At 69.5% G+C, this 15,888-nt stretch carries 10 protein-coding genes and 1 tRNA gene; 7 read left to right on the plus strand and 4 right to left on the minus strand.

The features are described from left to right. Positions 1 to 120: 120 nt before the first annotated feature. Both AC6F7H_RS13075 and AC6F7H_RS13080 read right to left on the minus strand, forming a co-directional pair. Entirely contained in the window at positions 121 to 1,587 is a 1,467-nt protein-coding gene (locus tag AC6F7H_RS13075) for a DUF2252 domain-containing protein (RefSeq protein WP_500757191.1), read from the minus strand. Positions 1,588 to 1,878: 291 nt separating this feature from the next. After that, entirely contained in the window at positions 1,879 to 2,544 is a 666-nt protein-coding gene (locus tag AC6F7H_RS13080; RefSeq protein WP_500757192.1) for a ScbR family autoregulator-binding transcription factor, read from the minus strand. 188 nt (positions 2,545 to 2,732) lie between these two features. Between AC6F7H_RS13080 and AC6F7H_RS13085 the strand changes: the two genes are divergently transcribed. Together AC6F7H_RS13085 and AC6F7H_RS13090 are read left to right on the plus strand one after the other, a co-directional pair. Further along, positions 2,733 to 3,809 carry a ScbA/BarX family gamma-butyrolactone biosynthesis protein gene (locus AC6F7H_RS13085; protein ID WP_500757193.1) on the plus strand — a complete coding sequence of 359 codons (1,077 nt, stop codon included), beginning with the start codon at positions 2,733 to 2,735 and terminating at the stop codon, positions 3,807 to 3,809. 11 nt (positions 3,810 to 3,820) lie between these two features. Then, positions 3,821 to 4,747: an NAD-dependent epimerase/dehydratase family protein gene (locus AC6F7H_RS13090; protein ID WP_500757194.1), complete on the plus strand. Its 927-nt coding sequence runs from the start codon at positions 3,821 to 3,823 to the stop codon at positions 4,745 to 4,747. Between the two features lie 742 nt (positions 4,748 to 5,489). Here AC6F7H_RS13090 and AC6F7H_RS13095 read toward each other — a convergent pair. Both AC6F7H_RS13095 and AC6F7H_RS13100 read right to left on the minus strand, forming a co-directional pair. Further along, positions 5,490 to 7,541, minus strand: a complete 2,052-nt coding sequence (locus AC6F7H_RS13095; RefSeq protein WP_500757195.1) for a hypothetical protein — start codon at positions 7,539 to 7,541, stop codon at positions 5,490 to 5,492. 1,618 nt (positions 7,542 to 9,159) lie between these two features. After that, a tRNA-Leu gene (locus tag AC6F7H_RS13100) sits at positions 9,160 to 9,243 on the minus strand. A gap of 607 nt (positions 9,244 to 9,850) precedes the next feature. Here AC6F7H_RS13100 and AC6F7H_RS13105 point away from each other — a divergent pair. From AC6F7H_RS13105 to AC6F7H_RS13125, 5 genes are all read left to right on the plus strand, one after another. After that, positions 9,851 to 10,699 (plus strand): FHA domain-containing protein, encoded by an 849-nt coding sequence (locus tag AC6F7H_RS13105; RefSeq protein ID WP_500757196.1) that lies wholly within the window; start codon positions 9,851 to 9,853, stop codon positions 10,697 to 10,699. A 10-nt stretch (positions 10,700 to 10,709) separates the two neighbouring features. After that, positions 10,710 to 11,219 (plus strand): FHA domain-containing protein FhaB/FipA, encoded by a 510-nt coding sequence (locus AC6F7H_RS13110; RefSeq protein WP_109376622.1) that lies wholly within the window; start codon positions 10,710 to 10,712, stop codon positions 11,217 to 11,219. Positions 11,220 to 11,360: 141 nt separating this feature from the next. Beyond that, positions 11,361 to 12,902, plus strand: a complete 1,542-nt coding sequence (locus tag AC6F7H_RS13115; protein ID WP_500761790.1) for a Stp1/IreP family PP2C-type Ser/Thr phosphatase — start codon at positions 11,361 to 11,363, stop codon at positions 12,900 to 12,902. Positions 12,903 to 12,929: 27 nt separating this feature from the next. Continuing rightward, complete coding sequence (locus tag AC6F7H_RS13120) at positions 12,930 to 14,366, plus strand: FtsW/RodA/SpoVE family cell cycle protein (protein ID WP_500757197.1); 1,437 nt, start codon at positions 12,930 to 12,932, stop codon at positions 14,364 to 14,366. Continuing rightward, entirely contained in the window at positions 14,363 to 15,838 is a 1,476-nt protein-coding gene (locus AC6F7H_RS13125) for a peptidoglycan D,D-transpeptidase FtsI family protein (protein ID WP_500757198.1), read from the plus strand. The genes AC6F7H_RS13120 and AC6F7H_RS13125 overlap by 4 nt, the downstream gene beginning before the upstream one ends. Positions 15,839 to 15,888 lie beyond the last annotated feature (50 nt).

Here is a 15,888-nt window from a genome sequence, read left to right on the forward strand (position 1 = left end):
CCGCAGGCCGGACCACCTGCCGGACCACCTGCCGGACCACCTGTCGGCCCACCGAGGAGGCGCCGGAAACGGAACGCAGACATCCGGCCATCCGGCCCTGCCCCCTGCCGGCCCCGCTGCTCAGACCCCCGTCTCCGCCGCGATCCGGCCCGACCGCACCGCCGCCACCAGGTCCGCGTGGTCGGCCTCCGTGCGGTCGGCGTAGCGGAGCGCGAAGTCGGCCATCGCCTCGTCGAGCTCGTCGTTCTTGCCGCAGTAGCCGGCGATCAGGCGGGGATCGGCGCTGTGGGAGTGGGCGCGGGCCAGGAGGGCTCCGGTCATGCGGGCGTAGTCGTCGACCTGGTCGGCGGCCAGGGCCGTCGGGTCGACGCTGCCCTTGCGGTTGCGGAACTGCCGGACCTGGAAGGGCCGCCCCTCGACGGTCGTCCAGCCCAGCAGGTTGTCGCTGACCACCTGCATCCTCTTCTGACCCAGGACCACGCGCCGGCCCTCGTGGTCGGCGTCGGGGACGGCGAAGCCGGCCGTCAGCAGATGCGGGACCAGCGCCGAGGCGCGGGCCTCCTTCACCTGGAGGACCAGGGGCTCGCCCCGGTGGTCCAGGAGCAGCACCACGTACGAGCGGGTGCCCACGCTGCCCGTGCCGACGACGCGGAACGCCACGTCCTGCACCGCGTGCCGGGCCAGCAGCGGAAGCCGGTCCGGCTGGAGGGTGCCGACGTACTCCTCCAGGGAGCGGGCCACCGCGGCGGCCTCGGCGTCGTCGACGCGCCGCAGTACCGGCGGGGCGTCGACGAAGCGGCGTCCGCCGTCCGCCGTCGTCTCGGTGGACTTGGCCGCGAAACGGCCGCTGGTGTTGGCGCGGGCCTTCGCGTAGACCCGCTCCAGCGTGCCCAGCAGATCGTGCGCGTCGGTGTGGGAGACCAACTCCTCGTCGGCGATGGCGTTCCAGGCGTCCAGCACCGGCAGCTTGGCCAGCAGCCGCATCGTGCGACGGTAGGCGCCCACCACGTCACGAGCGGCCCTGCGGCAGGTGTCCTCGTCCGCGCCGCCCTCCCGTCCCGCGAGCACCAGCGAGGTGGCGAGCCGTTTGACGTCCCACTCCCAGGGGCCCCACGCCGTCTCGTCGAAGTCGTTCAGGTCGATGACCAGTCCGCCGCGCGCGTCGCCGTACAGGCCGAAGTTGGCCGCGTGCGCGTCGCCGCATATCTGCGCGCGGATCCGCGTCATGGGGGTGCGGGCCAGGTCGTAACCCATGAGCCCCGCCGCGCCGCGCAGGAAGGCGAACGGTGTCGCCGCCATCCTGCCCACCCGTATCGGCGTCAACTCGGGCAGCCGACCGCGGCTGGACTCCTCGACCGCGCTCACCGCGTCGGGGCGGGAGGGGTCCAGGTCGAGACCGGCGTGGGCGCTGCGGGGGACCAGCCGGCGCAGGGCCTTGCCGTCCTCCTTGGCCGAGCCCTCGGGCGGCCATGCGGCGAAGCCCCGTACGCGCGGCAGCCGCCGCACCTCACCGGCCGCCCGTCCGTCCGGCCCCACCTGCGTCGGCACCTCTTCCGTGCCGACCCCACCGGCAACGATCTCGGTCACAACAACCGCCTCCCCCGTACGCCCACACGTACGTCCTTGCACACGCTCGACCACGCGCACGCATCGACAACCGAAACGAACGACCGCCGACCCTGCGTCGACACAGGCATCGGCGCAGGCCATGACATCAACCGTGCCGACCGTACAACCCGGTGGACGAAACGCGTCAGGTCTTGTGGACAACTCCCGGGCTGTGGACAACGCCCTCACCCACAGGCGCCCTTGTGACTGTCCGCTGCAGCCGCCGACCTCAGCCTCACCGCGCCCACACGTGCCCACGCCCGTGCCCGTCTACCCCGCCTCGGCGACATCTCCCGCAACCGGTTCCAACCGTCCCTCCGCGAGGGCCCGCTGGGCGCGGTCCGCCGAGATGTCCAGCCGGGCCAGCACCGCCGGGACCGCGATGCCCGGCAGCATGTGCTGGAACAGCACGACGACCCGGTGCTCCAGATCCTGCCGCTGGCAGCGCAGCTGCGAGAGGAGCTGCACCCCCGAGTAACTCGCGACCAACAGCTCCGCCGTCTCCGTCACTTCGACGTGCGGCAGCAGCTCGCCCCCCGCCTTCGCCTCGGCCAGGGTCCGGGTGGTCTGGTCGATCCACATACGGAACGCCGGGGTTCGGTCGAGCCCCAACGCTCCTTGGTCCAGGGCCAGTCCGACACTGGCCCGTACCAGCGGATCGGTACGCAGCCGCAGGGCCAGCACCAGACCGGAGTCGACGAGCTCCTGGAGTTTGCTCGACTGGGGCGGCAGGGTGACCGCCAGCTGCTCCTCGAAGATGCCGAGCGCCAGCTCCTCCTTGGAGCCGAAGTGGAAGTAAAGGGCGCCCTTGGTCACCCCGGCCCGGTCCAGGATCTCCCCGATGGTCGCGGAGGTGTAGCCGCGTTCGTCGAAGACGGCCGCGGCGGCGGCCAGAATGGTCCGCCGCGTGCGGATCGCGCGCTCCTGTCGCGCCATCGGGTGCCTCCTGATCTCCGTGGATCTCGCGGATCGCCGTGAAGTCGCCGCGCAGGCGCCATGCGTGATGCCGTGCGGGCGCGTGGGCTCGTCTCCAACGGTATGGATCACCCTTGAAAAAAACCGGCTCGTCCGTATCTTAGTGCGAAAGTCGACCGGATCCAGGCCGTCCATCCGAGGGGTTCTCCATGCCGCAGTCAGGTCCCTCAAGTACACCCACGGAGGATCAGACCGGACAGGGGGGCGAGCCCGCAAGCGCGGCCGGACAGGCTGCCGGTGCCCGCACCGGCCCCGGCACCACCCGGATCACCGAGCAGCTCGCGCACCGCACCCGCGCGGCGGACGTCTTCCCCGCGGATTGGACACGCCTCTCCGACCTCGCCTTCCGCGTCACCGCGCACTGGCCCGCCGACCACTCCTTCTTCGGCCCGGCCGACGATCGCCACCAGGACCCGATGATCATCGGCGAGACCCTGCGCCAGACCACGATGGCCCTCGCCCACGCCGAGTTCGGCACCCCACTCGACACACACTTCGTCATGTGGGACCTGTCGGTCACCGCGGACCCCTCCGGGCTGTTACTCGCGGACGCCACCGAGCCGGTCACCATCAACGTCGTCTGCTCCGAGGTGCGCCGCCGGGGACGTGGTCTGAGCAGCATGCGGACGACCATGGAGTTCCGCCGCGCGGGACGGCTCGTCGCCCGGGGCACCGGCAGCACGGGCTGCACCTCACCGGCCGCCTACCGCCGCCTGCGGGCCCGGCAGTTGGACGCCACGGACAGCGCGATACCCCTGTTGCCCCCCGTTCCCCCCGAACTGGTCGGCCGCGACCGCGCGGAGGACGTCGTCCTCTCCCTCGCCGACCGCCCCGCCACCTGGCTCCTGCGGGTCGACACCGGCCACCCCGTGCTCTTCCCCCGGCCCAGCGACCACGTCCCCGGCATGGTCCTGTTCGAGGCGGCCCGCCAGGCGGCGACCGCGGCATCCGGCAGGCGGTCCTTCCTGCCGGTCGACATGGCCGTCTCCTTCAGCCGCTACGCCGAACTGGACAGCCCCTGCCTGCTCGAAGCCGAAGTCCTCGACAAGGACGAGGACAAGGCCGAGAACAAGGCCGACACCGATACCGATACCGATACCGAGAACGGCGAGGTGACCGTACGGGTCTCCGGCCGGCAGAACGACAAGCCCGTCTTCACCGCCACCCTCACCTCGGCACCTCACGGCCGCACCCCGGACCACGCCCCGGTACGTTCGCCACTGTGACGCTGAAAACGGTGAACCTTCTGATCACGGGCGGCACCGGCTTCATCGGCAGCCGGGTCGCGGCGGCCGCGCACCAACGCCCGGACGCCCACGTCCGCCTGCTGTCCCGCCGCGCCCTCCGCGCACCCGCCGAGGCCACGGCCGATACCGTACCCGGCGACCTCGCCGATCCCGCTTCCCTGTACGGAAGTTGCACCGACATCGACGTACTCGTCCACTGCGCCTCACGCGTGAGCGGTGACCCGGAATCGCTCGCGGCGGTCAACGACCGGGGCACGAAAGCCCTGGTGGAGGAAGCGGTACGCAGCGGGGTGCGCCGCATCCTCTACATGAGCACCGCCGCCGTCCACGGCCGGGGCCCCTTCCACGGCGTGCGGCCGGGCGAGGCACCCGTCGCCCCCGCCTCCGCCACCAGCCGCACCCGTGCCGCCGCCGAGCGGCGCGTCCTCGACGCGGGCGGCCTGGTGCTACGACCCCACCTGGTGTACGGCGAGGGCGACCGCTGGCTGGTGCCCGGACTGGTCGGACTCCTGCGGGAGTTGTCGGCGACCGTGACGGGCTGCGAAGCCCTGCACTCGATGATCGACGTGGGCACCCTGGGCCGCGCCGCCGTCGCCGCGGCGCTCTCACCGGCCCACGGGCCCGGTGTCCACCACTACGTCAACCACCCGGCCCCCGTCCCCGCTTCGGAGCTGCTCGCGGCCGTGTGCGCGCACGTGGAACAGCCCGGCGAGGGCACGTCGGTGGACGTCACGACCGCCTACGCACGAGCCGCCGGCTCCCCTCGCGCGCTGCATCACCTCGGCATGCTCACCGTCGATCACCGGTTCAGGGACGACACCTTCTGGAGCACCCTGAACTGCTCCTCGGGCGACGCCTTCGCCCACGCCTTCCCCCGTGCAGCCTCTTGGTACCGGTCGTTCGTCGAGGCTCCCTGACCGACTCCCCCGCACTCCGGCCCGCGCTTGTGCCCGTCCGTCACCCCGGGATCAAACCAATTCGTCGGTTTGTCAACTGGGGCAAAAGTTCGCATCACGCCTGATGCTGCAACCGCAGTCGGGTCAGGCGTGATGGAGTGCCCTGGCTTCTGTGGATCTTGGTGCGCGTCAAGTCGATTCCTGACGCGGAGTTCCGGCGTGGTCGAACTCGCGGTTCGCTTCGCGGTTCTTCCGATCCGAGCCGCGCGGCCGGACGCCGGAGTACACGGCCGGGTCGATCACGCCCTTGGAGCACACAACCGACTGGTCGACGGCTGGACGCGCTGGGGAGGTCCATCCGATCGGGATGCGGCGGCCGCTGACCGCCGCCCGCACCCGGGAACCGTCAAAGGGAGAAGCGCTCTTGGACAGACCCGTCCGATTCCCTGTCCGCCGCGGAGATCCGCCACCTGATCGGACTGCTCCTCCGCCCACAACACCTCACCCCGCTGTCCGGTCACCGAGCCGCTGTCGCCTCACAGCACCCGGAAAAAGCGGACAGCACCAACACCTGCACGTCCAGCTCCTTCCCACCCGAAACATCATGAGATTTCCATCACAGGTCCTGGACCGCATCCCACTGCGTCCGCGCCCGGTCGTACTCGCCGGGATCCATCAGCGGGCGTGACAGCAGGACCGCCACGGCATCCTCGCCTCAGCGGTCCGCCTGCCACCGTGAACCAGCCGCCGATCACCCTGTCTGTCAGCTCAGGTCGGCTCGGTTTGCGTCGCGGGCCGGTCCCAACAGCGTGCCGCTCGGTTCATGCTCCTGCTGGTGGAGGAGGGCCGTGTCGGCGAGGGCGTTGACGGCGGTGTTGAACCGCTCCATCGAGGTGGGCTGATCGGGACCGAGGACGTACTCCTTGAGCGTGTGCCGGTCGAGTGCCATCGGGTCATGGCGTGGCTCTCGCACCGACCGCAGGATCTCCGGCAGTCGGGTGCAGGCCCGGTCGAGGAGGTAGGCGCCGCCCGCAGTGGTGTAGGCGGCGCGGAATTCCTCGTCGGACAGGTCGTGCGCGTTGGTCAGGACGTACGGCTTGAGGCTTGCGACGAAGTCGGCGACAACGGATGAGACGTCGCTGATGAGGATGTCCGCCTGGTTGAAGCACTCGTACAGGGTGGGAAGCTGACCGGTGATCACCTGGTGGCGGAAGGGGCCGGTGCGGCTCCAGAAGAGGTGGTGCCATTCAGCTTCCAGCGCGTACCACTCGTCGGAGCCCGTGTGGTCCGGCATCCGCGCGTCGCGCGTTTGCTGGGCGTCGTCGCCGATTCGGTTGCGGCCGGCGAGTTCGTTGAGCCGTTCCCTGATCTCCCGCATCCGCGGCTCCGGCCCGGTGTCGAGGTCAGGCAGGGCGTCGACGGACTGGCGTCGGCGGTTGTCGGCATCGAGCATCTCGCGGATGGTCCGATCGGCGGCCGCGGCTTCGGCGGAGCGCTTGCCGGTCAACGGATGCGGTTTGTACAGAACCCGCACGCCCTCGTCGAGCAGGGCACTGACCAGGTCCGTACCCATGGGGATCAGGGAGGTGTGGCAGTCGTCGTCACTCCAGCCTTCCCAGGTCGGCGCGTACAGCACGGTGGGCAGCGGACCGGGTATGTGCTCGGCGTGCAGTCGGATCGGAGCCAGTTGGGGACGGCCGACCTCCACGATCGCGGCGTCGTCGATGGCGTGCCGGATCCGCTGGTAGCGGTCGCGGCCTGCGCGTCCGGCCACCCAGATCTCGTCGTACACCTTGCTGACCCGGTTGCTGCTGGCGAGCTTGTCGCTGTCGCCGTGGCCGATGAAGACGTGCTTGGCCTCAGCGACGCGCAGCATGTGGACGTTCTTGCCCGCGTTGCCCGGGTACAGCACCACCTTCAGGTCGGGCAGGTCGAGTTGGGCCAGGTCGTCGGCCCTGGGCACGCACACGACCGGGAGGCGGGTGCGGCTGAGGTAGGAGAAGGAGGCACGTTCCCGCAGGATGATCAGCGGGCGGCGGTCGAGGTTCTCCAGGGTTTCGATCCACATGTTGACCTGGTACATGAAGTCCCGGGAGACCGCGGCGAAGCTGAAGTACAGGGCCACCTCCGGCCGGTAGTCGGCCAGCTGCCGGTTGAGCGTGGCGATGACCTCCTCCCGCTGCGGCGTCCGGCGGGCCGTTCGCACCTGCGCGGCCAGTGCCAGCAGCAGGAGAGCGGACAGTCCGAGGCTCACCGCGTATCCGGCCTTGGTGAAGGACCAGCCGGCGGTCGCCAGACCGGCGAGCAGCCCCGCGTGCATCGGCAGGTCGAGGTGGAGCATCCGGCGCAGGTAGCGGCGGAACAGCAGGGGCGGCGGAGCCTTGGGGATGCCTGCGTCGCTCATGTCCATATTGCGCACGGCGACCGGGAGCGTCCGCTCCCGGCGGATGATGCGGTGCAGCGCGGTGTAGAACACGAGTATCCCGAACTGGGCACCCAGGACGAACAGTCCGGCGGCCAGCACGGGCTCGGGCGCCTCCATGCGTACCGCCAGCATGAGAAGCAGCACGTCACGGGCCAGGAATCGCGTGACCCGGTCGACCCTGAGCGCGGCCAGTCGGCGGATGAAAGCGGGCTCGACGCGGTGCAGCCACGCGTCCATGACATAGCTGACGGCTGACGCGGCGATGAACCCCCACAGATGGGGGAGCAGAGCGAACAACGGTAGCGCCGCATAGCTCACCCCGAGCAGAAGCGCCAGCGCAAATCCGCCCCCTGTACGTATGCGCAGCGCGGCACGCAGCGGTTGGAGCATGGTTGCTCGATGTTCCTTCCAGGAGGCGGCTCAAAAGCCGACCGAGAGACGGGCGATACATGTGTTCGACATGCAGATCGGGTGAACGGTTGCGTAACGAGAGGTAACTTTCTCGGCATGCGAATCGGGCGGACCCGACGCACCTGCTTCAGGACCTGCGCGACGCTCGGTCGGCCGTCAGGCGTACGCCGCCGTGTCCATCGCCTGCGGTCGGAGTGGACGGCGCGCGGGCCCGCGGTGCGGGAGTCGGAGGATGCAGCGCTCACGTCCGTTGGACTGCCGTGATTACCGCGCCACCACGGCCGGGCCCCAGAGAAAAGGACACGAGGCGCGGGCACCCGGAATCGCGCCGGACGCCTGAAGGGGTGGCCTGCGCGGCGGCTGTGCACCGGGCGGGGATCCGTTTACCGGCATCGGGCGAGGAACGGCCTCACGCCCGCAGGGCGGCGAAGAAGGACCGGACAACGGAACGAGCCAGGAGTGCCGTGACTGGGAAGCCGGTCCGGGCGAAGCGGGACGAGCACGGTCGCGGGGAAGTCCACGAGGGCGATCAGACCTCGCCGCCGATGCGTACGGCTGTAGTCCACCATGATCCGGGTTCACGGGAGGCCGGCCTCACGTCGGGTCTCGACCAGCTGCCGGAGTCGGTTCCCGCCGGGCCGCATGCCGGGGCGGTTGGCCTCCCTGGAGCACGGTGGGACACCGCTGGGCGGTGCGGGCGGCCCCGCTCCCACGCGTCCGGCAGGCGTCGAAAGGCGGAGCAGGCGCTGGGGCCGCCCCTGGGCGAGAGCCGGCACGGACCCCCGTACCGGTATCCGCACCGCCCGGCAAGGTGGACGAAGGCCGCGAACTTCCGCCAGGAGTGTTGCGGGGCGCGGACGTCATGCCGTTCGGCACCCTGTGTACCGTCCCGCGGCAATTCCTTGAGCCGGGCGCCAGCAGCTTCTCGTCCACCAGGACGGCGCCATCGGGCCGTGTCGGGGTGTCGTAGCGATGCCGTCGCGATGACGGCGAAACCACTCGTCTCGCAGGGAGCCCCTTGCCGCCTGGGCAAACCGGCGCCCCCTCGCGCCGGGAACACGGCAGAGCTGCACGGGGAGAGACGAAGCGTGGGTCCGTCGAAGTACCCGCGTCTCGGGTTCGATCCGGCACCGGGCGATCCTCGGACCGTGCTGTTGGTGACCTGCCTGGCCGGGCGGGCCGACCAGGAGGGCGGTGCGGTGCATCTCAGCAGGATCGGCGCGCCCGACGGAATCCGGGGGCCCAGTCCACCGACACGTTCACGAAGTCGGTCGAAAAGATCCAGCCGTATCTGAAGTGGGCGCTCGAAACGGCCGGTTCAGCGCACCTTGCTCCGTCGAACCGGCAGACCGGTCTGGACGGCTTCCAGGCGCGGGCCTGCAAGCCACGAAGGACGAGGACACGGTCGCGAGCAGGGCGAACATCGACGAACCACGGGCAAACGAAGCAGGGCCCCGTCCGTGAGATACCTCACGGACGGGGCCCCTACGTGCTTCAGCCGGGTTGTGCATCGCCTCACAACTCTCGGCAAACGAGAAACGGGCCCCTGCCGTGACTTTCGTCACTCGCAGCGACCCGTTTCGCCGTTTTCTCGATGTGCGCGAGGGGGGAGTTGAACCCCCACGCCCTTGCGGGCACTGGAACCTGAATCCAGCGCGTCTGCCTATTCCGCCACCCGCGCATTGGGTGTGTCCTCGGCCCCTCCCCGTAGTGGTTCGGCGCCTTCCGACACCAGAACATTAGCACGCTGATCGGGGTGGGTTCACATCCCTTCTCACCCGCCCCGGACCCCACCCGCCTGAGCGGCATCGCCGCACGGTGACGTCACACCTCGAACAGAAACGGTGCCACGTCCCGGACACGCACGCATGGACAGGTGTCAATGGGTATGGATGGGCATGGATGCGCATGGATCTGTTCCCATCCCCTCCACAAGAACCACTTCACGTATCAACCTCGTACCGGTAGCCCCCGTCTCCCCGGGTGCCGGACGGAGTGCACAGCCGCGTGCGGGACACTGGTCCACAGCCCCCTCTACGATCCATGGCAGGGCGGCTCGCACGAGCACGGCCGAAGGAGTTCGAAGGGCCCCGGAGGGAACCCTCGAGGGAACCCCGTCAGGTGTCGACACCGGTCGGCCGGGCAAGCAGGGGGAACCAGCCGATCGACCGGGGCGTGGATACGATCAGTAAGCAGTACCAGGTAGACGGTGCGCGGATCGGCGCACCGGGCAGTAGACGCAGTGGACAGGGCAGTACACAGGACGGCGACGACGGAGGAGGTGCCCCATGGGAGTCCTGAAGAAATTCGAGCAGCGGCTCGAAGGCCTGGTCAACGGCACTTTCGCCAAGGTGTTCAAGTCCGAGGTGCAGCCCGTGGAGATCGCGGGAGCACTCCAGCGGGAGTGCGACAACAACGCGACCATCTGGAACCGTGACCGCACCGTCGTCCCCAACGACTTCATCGTCGAGCTGAGCACCCCCGACTACGAGCGGCTCAGCCCGTACTCCGGGCAACTCGGTGACGAACTCGCCGGCATGGTGCGCGACTACGCCAAGCAGCAGCGCTACACCTTCATGGGCCCCATCAAGGTGCACCTGGAGAAGGCGGAGGACCTCGACACCGGCCTGTACCGGGTGCGCAGCCGTACGCTCGCCTCCTCCAGCAGCCAGGCGGGGCCCACCGGCCCCGGCCCCGCGGGCCCCGGCATGGGCTCCCCGCCCGCCGGCTACGGGTACCCGCCGGCCGCTCCCGCGGGAACCCCGCCCATGCCGGCCTCGCCGCCGCCCGGCGGTTACGGCTACCCGCCGGCCGCGGGCGGCCAGCGGCCCCCCGTCGCACCCCCGTCCGCCGGCCGCACCCGCTACTGGGTCGAGATCAACGGCAACCGCCACCAGATCTCCAACGCGACGCTGGTACTGGGCCGCAGCACCGAGGCCGACGTACGGATCGACGACCCCGGCGTCTCCCGCCGGCACTGCGAGATCCGGACCGGAACGCCCTCGACGATCCAGGATCTCGGGTCCACCAACGGCATCGTGGTGGACGGACAGCACACCACCCACGCTACGCTCCGCGACGGCTCGCGGATCGTCGTGGGCAGCACCACCATCATTTACCGGCAAGCCGAAGGGTGAAGCGGGGGCAATGTCAGAGCTGACCCTCACGGTCATGCGGCTGGGTTTCCTGGCCGTACTGTGGCTGTTCGTGATCGTGGCCGTGCAGGTCATCCGCAGTGACCTCTTCGGTACGCGGGTCACCCAGCGCGGAGCACGCCGGGAGGCCACCCGGCCGCAACAGAGCGCCCGGCAGGCACCACCGCCGCAGCGCCAGCAGTCCGGGGGCGGCCGCCGCGGCCGCAACGCCCCCACCAAGCTGGTCGTGACCGAGGGCACCCTCACCGGCACCACCGTCGCGCTCCAGGGCCAGACCATCACGCTGGGCCGGGCGCACGACAGCACGATCGTGCTGGACGACGACTACGCCTCCAGCCGCCATGCCAGGATCTACCCGGACCGCGACGGCCAGTGGATCGTCGAGGACCTGGGCTCCACGAACGGCACATACCTGGACCGGTCCCGGCTGACGACACCCACACCGATCGGACCGGGTGCGCCGATCCGCATCGGCAAGACCGTCATCGAGCTGCGGAAGTAGTGCTACACCAATGACAGAACGCGAGCGGAGCGAGCACACGGTGGGGGTCCCGACCCAGGACCCCGGCGCGCTCCCGACCGGAGGGTGGGCAGTGTGGCTCGACACGACCGGCTGTACCCGGAGCCGACGGGCGAGGTGCGCATGAGCCTGTCCCTGCGCTTCGCCGCCGGATCACACAAGGGGATGATCCGGGAGGGCAACGAGGACTCCGGTTACGCGGGTCCCCGCCTGCTCGCCATCGCCGACGGCATGGGCGGCGCCGCGGCCGGCGAGGTCGCCTCCTCCGAGGCCATCTCCACCATCGTCGCGCTCGACGACGACGTTCCCGGCTCCGACCTGCTCACCTCCCTCGGTGCGGCAGTGCAGCGGGCCAACGACCAGCTGCGCATGATGGTCGAGGAGGACCCCCAGCTCGAGGGCATGGGCACCACCCTGACCGCCCTGCTGTGGACCGGCCAGCGCCTCGGCATGGTGCACGTCGGCGACTCCCGGGCCTACCTCCTGCGCGACGGCGTCCTCACCCAGATCACCCAGGACCACACCTGGGTGCAGCGGCTGGTGGACGAGGGCCGGATCACCGAGGAGGAGGCGACCACCCATCCCCAGCGGTCCCTGCTCATGCGGGCCCTCGGCAGCGGCGAACACGTCGAACCCGACCTCTCCATCCGCGAGGTCCGGGCCGGCGACCGGTACCTGATCTGCTCCGACGGCCTGTCCGGCGTGGTCTCCCACCAGACCCTGGAAGAGGCCCTGGCGGGCTACCAGGGCCCCGAGGACACCGTGCAGACCCTGATCGAGCTGGCGCTGCGCGGCGGCGGCCCGGACAACATCACCGTGATCGTCGCCGACGTCCTCGACCTCGACACCGGTGACACCCTGGCCGGCCAGCTCTCCGACACCCCGGTCGTGGTCGGCGCCGTCGCCGAGAACCAGAACCAGCCGCACGACGGCAGCGCCATGCAGACCCCGGCCGGCCGCGCCGCCGGTCTCGGCCGCCGACGCGGCCAGGGCGGCGGCGGGGGCGAGTTCGGCCCGCCCGGCAGCGGGGACGTCACCGGCTTCATCCAGACCGACGGCTTCGGCTACGACGAGAACGACTTCGTCAAGCCCCGCAAGAGCCGAAAGTGGATCAAGCGCTCCTTCTTCAGCCTGCTCACCCTCGCCGTCCTCGGCGGCGGCGTGTACGGCGGCTGGCGCTGGACGCAGACCCAGTACTACGTCGGCACCAACGGCGAACACGTCGCGCTCTACCAGGGCATCAGCCAGGACCTGGCCTGGGTCTCGCTTTCGCAGGTCGAGAAGGACCACCCCGAGATCGAACTCAAGTACCTGCCGCCCTACCAGCGGAAGCTGGTCGAGGCGACCATCGCCGAGGGCGACCTGCACGGCGCCCGGTCGAAGATCGACGAACTCGCGGTACAGGCCTCCGCATGCAGGAAGGAGGCCGAGCGACGCACCGCAGAGAGCGAGAGCAACGCGAAGACCGGCGAGGGCGAGGCCGGAGGCACCACGGGAACCACACCCGCCTCCTTCACGTCCAACACGCCGACGCCGAACCCCTCGGGTTCGACCGAGGCTCCGCAGAAGTCCACGCCCCAGTCCACGACCGCACCTACTCCCAGCCCCGGCCCCAGCCTCTCGGAGGAAGAGCAGAAGGTCGTCTCGCTGTGCGGTAAGCAGTAGGCAAGCCGTGAGAGGCCCTGTCACACGATGAGCAGTACTACCAACCCATCGGCGCAGCACACGTCCACGATCGGCGCGATCGGGGCGCCGAGCCGGCGCAACACCGAGCTCGCGCTGCTGGCGTTCGCCGTCGTCATCCCGGTCTTCGCCTACGCCAACGTCGGGCTGGCCCTCGACGGCTCCGTCCCCTCCGGGCTGCTCGCCTACGGGCTGGGAATCGGCCTGCTGGGAGGCGTCGGTCACCTCGTGATGCGGAAGTTCGCCCCCTACGCCGACCCCCTGCTGCTGCCGCTCGCCACGCTGCTGAACGGCCTCGGACTGGTCGCGATCTGGCGGCTGGACCAGTCCGAACGGCTGCAGAACCTCGCAGAGCGCCTGTACGGGGTGTTCAGCCCGTCGGCACCGAACCAGCTGATGTACTCGGCTGTGGGGCTGGCTCTGTTCGTGGCGGTCCTCGTCTTCATGAAGGACCACCGGATCCTCCAGCGGTACACCTACATCTCGATGGTGGGAGCACTGTTCCTGCTGCTGCTGCCGCTGGTGCCCGGAGTCGGTGCCGACGTGTTCGGCGCCAAGATCTGGATCAGCGTCGCCGGTTTCTCCATCCAGCCCGGCGAGTTCGCCAAGATCATCATCGCGATCTTCTTCTCCGGCTACCTGATGGTGAAGCGGGACGCACTGGCACTGGCCAGCCGCCGGTTCATGGGCCTTTACCTGCCCCGCGGCCGGGACCTCGGCCCCATCATCACGATCTGGGCCGTCAGCCTGCTCATCCTCATCTTCGAGAACGACCTCGGCACCTCGCTGCTGTTCTTCGGCATGTTCGTGATCATGCTGTACGTCGCCACCGAGCGGACCAGCTGGATCGTGATCGGTCTGCTGATGTCCGCCGCCGGCGCCGTGGGCGTGGCCTCGTTCGCCACCCACGTCCAGGCCCGCGTCGACGCCTGGCTGGACCCGTTCGGCTGCTACAAGACCTCCGGCGCCTGTGAGCAGATCGGCCAGTCGATCATGTCGTTCGGCTCCGGCGGCGTCATCGGCACCGGCCTCGGACAGGGCAACTCCGATCTGATCGGCTTCGCCGCCAACTCCGACTTCATCTTCTCCACCTTCGGCGAGGAACTCGGCCTGGCCGGCGTCATGGCCATCTTCCTGCTCTACGCATTGATCATCGAGCGCGGTGTACGCACTGCCCTGGCAGCGCGTGACCCCTTCGGCAAACTGTTCGCGATCGGTCTGTCCGGAGCCTTCGCCCTTCAGGTCTTCGTGGTGGCCGGCGGTGTCATGGGGCTCATCCCGCTGACGGGTATGACGATGCCGTTCCTCGCCGCCGGTGGGTCGTCGGTCATCGCCAACTGGGCCCTGGTCGGCATCCTGCTCAGGATCAGCGACACCGCCCGCCGCCCGGCTCCCGCGCCCGCCACCAACCCAGACGCCGAGATGACTCAGGTGGTCCGACCGTGAACAAGCCCCTGCGCCGCATCGCGATCTTCTGTGGGCTCCTCGTCCTCGCCCTTCTCATCCGCAGCAACTGGCTTCAGTACGTCCAGGCTGACTCCCTGCAGAAGAACGAGAACAACCGACGCATCTCCATCGAACGCTACGCGCAGCCGCGCGGAGACATCATCGTCGACGGCAAGCCGATCACCGGTTCCAAGCAGACATCGAGCAGCGACTTCGAGTACAAGCGCACCTACAAGGACGGCCCGATGTGGTCACCGGTCACCGGCTACGCCTCGCAGGCCTACGGCGCCAACCAGCTGGAGGCCATCGAGGACGGCATCCTCACCGGCAACGACGACCGCCTCTTCTTCCGCAACACGCTCGACATGCTCACGGGCAAGAAGAAGGAAGGCGGCAACGTCGTCACCACCCTCAACGCCGACGCGCAGAAGGCCGCTTACCAGGGCCTGAAGAAGCAGGGCGGCAAGGGCTCCGTCGTCGCGATCGAGCCGTCCACCGGCAAGATCCTGGCCCTGGCCTCCTTCCCCTCCTACGACCCGTCCGTGTTCGCCGGCTACAGCAACTCCGACGCCGAGGCCTGGCAGAAGCTGCAGAAGAAGAACAACCCCGCCGACCCGATGCAGAACCGGGCACTGCGCGAGGTCTACCCGCCCGGCTCCACCTTCAAGGTCCTCACCGCCGCCGCCGCCCTGGAGGAGGGGCTGTACACGAGCGCGGACGAGAAGACCGACACCCCCCTGCCGTGGACCATGCCGGGCACCACGACCGAGCTGCCGAACGACGGCGACATCCCCTGCGAGGACGCCACCCTGCGCGAAGCGCTCCGGGTCTCCTGCAACACCGTCTTCGGCAAGATCGGATCGGACCTCGGCAACGACACGATGCTCGAGTACGCCAAGAAGTTCGGCTTCACCGAGGAGCAGTTCGTCCCGGTCCGCTCCAGCGCCTCGGTCTTCTCCGACGACATGGAGCCGTCGCAGACCGCGCTCTCCTCCATCGGCCAGTTCAACACCGCCGCCACCCCGCTGCAGATGGCCATGGTCACCGCCGCCATCGCCAACAACGGCACCCTGATGAAGCCGTACATGGTCGACGAACTCCAGGCCCCGAGCCTCGACACCATCGAGAAGACGGACCCGGAGAAGCTGAGCGAGCCGATGTCGGCGGAGAACGCGCAGATCCTCCAGTCGATGATGGAGACCGTCGTCTCCGAGGGCACCGGCAGCAACGCGAAGATCGACGGCGTCACCGTCGGCGGCAAGACGGGTACCGCCCAGCACGGCGTGGACAACAGCGAGAACCCCTACGCGTGGTTCATCTCCTACGCCAAGGGCGAGGACGGCAGCTCGCCGGTGGCCGTGGCCGTGATCATCGAGGACGACGACGCCGTGCGCGGCGACATCTCCGGCGGCGGCCTCGCGGCCCCGATCGCGAAGAGCGTGATGGAGGCGGTCCTCAAGGGCAATCAGTGACCCCGATCACGTCCGCTTCACATCGGTGCACGCTGCGGTACCAGTCCTGT

It is taken from the genome of Streptomyces sp. MMS24-W38, assembly GCF_059889265.1.